This window comes from Galbibacter sp. (genome assembly GCF_035306585.1).
In the GTDB taxonomy this organism is placed as follows: domain Bacteria; phylum Bacteroidota; class Bacteroidia; order Flavobacteriales; family Flavobacteriaceae; genus Galbibacter.
In genome coordinates this window covers 1-2,506 of the sequence record NZ_DATGNU010000092.1, presented here as the reverse complement: position 1 = coordinate 2,506, position 2,506 = coordinate 1, and the positions used below count along the sequence as shown (strand labels likewise).

General features: G+C 37.0%; 3 protein-coding genes. 2 read left to right on the top strand and 1 reads right to left on the bottom strand.

Features of this window, described 5'->3' with window-relative positions:
- On the bottom strand, window positions 1–368 hold a 368-nt coding region (locus tag VKY50_RS08900), incomplete at its 3' end, for a carboxypeptidase-like regulatory domain-containing protein (RefSeq protein WP_324300990.1).
- Between the two features lie 932 nt (window positions 369–1,300).
- Between VKY50_RS08900 and VKY50_RS08895 the strand changes: the two genes are divergently transcribed.
- Both VKY50_RS08895 and VKY50_RS08890 read left to right on the top strand, forming a co-directional pair.
- Complete coding sequence (locus tag VKY50_RS08895; RefSeq protein WP_324300988.1) at window positions 1,301–1,690, top strand: BlaI/MecI/CopY family transcriptional regulator; 390 nt, start codon at window positions 1,301–1,303, stop codon at window positions 1,688–1,690.
- Window positions 1,677–2,506, top strand: an 830-nt coding sequence (locus VKY50_RS08890) for a M56 family metallopeptidase (protein WP_324300985.1), incomplete at its 3' end; no start/stop codon positions are given. The genes VKY50_RS08895 and VKY50_RS08890, both read left to right, overlap by 14 nt.

Genomic DNA, 2,506 nt, shown 5'->3' with positions numbered 1-2,506 from the left:
ACTTCTCCCAAAGAAGTAATGTCAGGGATCAAAGTAACATTGATCGTAGTCCGGCTGCCAACAGCTTCCTCTACCGTCTCATATCCAATAAAACTGAAAACCAATACGGCTTCTTGAGAAGGAACACTAATAGCGTAATTTCCCTCTATGTCGGTGATAACACCCACATTAGCATCCTTTATTCTAATGTTTACACCGGGAAGGCCTTCACCATCTTCAAATGACACGACCTTTCCTCTCACCATGATGCTAGCCTGCTCATCGCTTAATTCAGCAGCCCACGAGGCTTCCGCAAAGAAAGCACCCCCTCCTACACATAGAAATGCATAAAGCACCATGTACAGACTTTTTCGTAGATTTTTTTTCATGTTTAACTTGTTATTTTAACTATTTAAATTGCCTTTTAGCCCTTATTCAACTGTGCCCTTATCGGACATGAATAAACTTGTACTCAATAGAGCTGAATCTTTAAGGGTGTTCTAACTTGTGTCTTTCTTCATCCGTTATTTAGTTATATAAGCAGTACTTTATTGTTAATTGAATCGATTACGAACCTAATCCCAACTCCCGCTAATGATCCCATATTTTCCATCACGCATTAATGAAACCCACCGTCGGCACCTTAAAATCTATCTATTGGGTGATTGCTATGACGCAATCGTTTGTTAAGCTTTAGTCCTTTTACTACTTTAAACCTTCACTTCCTTTGCCCTGATTTTGGATAGTGAAGTTCTATTGATGCTCTTTACCTGAAATGATGAAGTGATCTGATTAACACCAATACCTTCGAGTAATTCTGTATTGATAAAGACAAATATATCAGGCAACGTTACAAGACAAGAATTTTTATGTTACCGATACTATTCCCAATGTAACATTTGGCAAATACGATGTAACAAAAGCTTATCCGTATGTAACATACACCGCTATATTCTCTACAGAGAGCGTTTTTAAACAGGAACGTGAAGAAGAAATGACAACTTAAGCGCGAAAAGAAATGTGTTTCGTCACAAACGTAACATTTAAAAGTTTCTTGAAAAAGGGCTATTAGATGACTGCCATTAATAGTATAGGAGAGCTGAAAAAATGTTCTTGGTTAAAGGAAATTTCAAATCTAATCAACCTAACTATTGTGGTCACACCCTACCCTGAACCTAACGGATACGTACCCCTAGTCAATTGTGGACTAGTACATGTTCCTCTTCAATTAATTTAAAAATATATTCACCAAAACTATAAAAATAGTTGCATAACTAAATATTTAGTTTTAACTTGGTCAAAGTATTAAAATTGAGAATTTATGATTGAACTAACAAAAGCAGAAGAACAGGTAATGCAGATCCTCTGGGAGCTCGAAAAGGGCTTTGTAAAGGACATCCTAGAGAAATTTCCTACTCCTAAACCTGCATATAATACTGTGAGCACAATAGTGCGCATACTAGAAAAGAAAGGGTTTGTGAGTTACACAGCCTACGGGAAAACCCACGAATACTACCCCCTGATCTCTAAGGATAGCTACAAAAGCTTTACGCTAAAATCGATCATGGCGGGGTATTTTAATGGTTCTTTCATAAATTTAGTATCCTTCTTTGCCAAAGAAAACAAACTGGACACCAAAGACATGGAGGAGCTACTGCGGTATATATCTGAAGAAGAAAACAACTCAAAAACACAAGATGGTAACGACTAAGCTATTGCCTAATTTTCTAGCCTATTCCTTAGAGTCTAGCATAATATTAATAATATTCTACCTTTTCTATTATGCCTTCCTTGCCCAGGAATCTACTTTTAGGTTCAATAGGTATTATCTGTTATTCGCTCCATTTGCAGCAGCAATCCTTCCTGTTTTATCCTTGCCAGCTATCTCCTTTTTGGAAACTGCTCAGATCAATACAACATACAATGTGCTATTGCCAGCAATTGAAATTTATCCTGTTATCACCAAGCATGTGGCATTTCCCAGCATGATGATGTGGATAGTACTAGGAGTGTATTCCTTCGGATTAACTATCTCTGCATACGGTTTTATTCGGCAGATTTACTCTTTGCAAAAGTTAAAAACCCATAATGAACTAGAAAATTGGGAAGGAAATAAAGTGATCTTAACCAATGGCCTATACCCAACCTTCTCGTTTTTGAGAACGATCTATTATGATGATCAAACTCGTCTTCCTCAGGAAGACAAATCAATGGTACTTCTTCATGAATCCATCCATATAAAGGAATATCATAGTGTTGATATTATCATATCGCAGTTGCTTTGCACGATTTTTTGGTTCAATCCGCTATTTAGATTGTTTTTAAGTGCCATTCGGCTTAACCACGAATATATTGTAGATGCTAGGGTTTTGGCTACAGCAGGGATATCTGCACAGGCCTATAAAAAGAGCCTCGCAACAAGTGCGATTTTCTCACCTTACCTCAACATTGGAACTTTTTTTAATAAATCTCAAATTTTAACCAGAATGAAAATGATGAATCAAACCCCCAAATCAATCAAGTCAAT

Coding starts and splice junctions, on each gene's coding strand:
- VKY50_RS08895 (WP_324300988.1), top strand. CDS start 1,301: ATGATTGAACTAACAAAAGCAGAAGAACAGGTAATGCAGATCCTCTGG.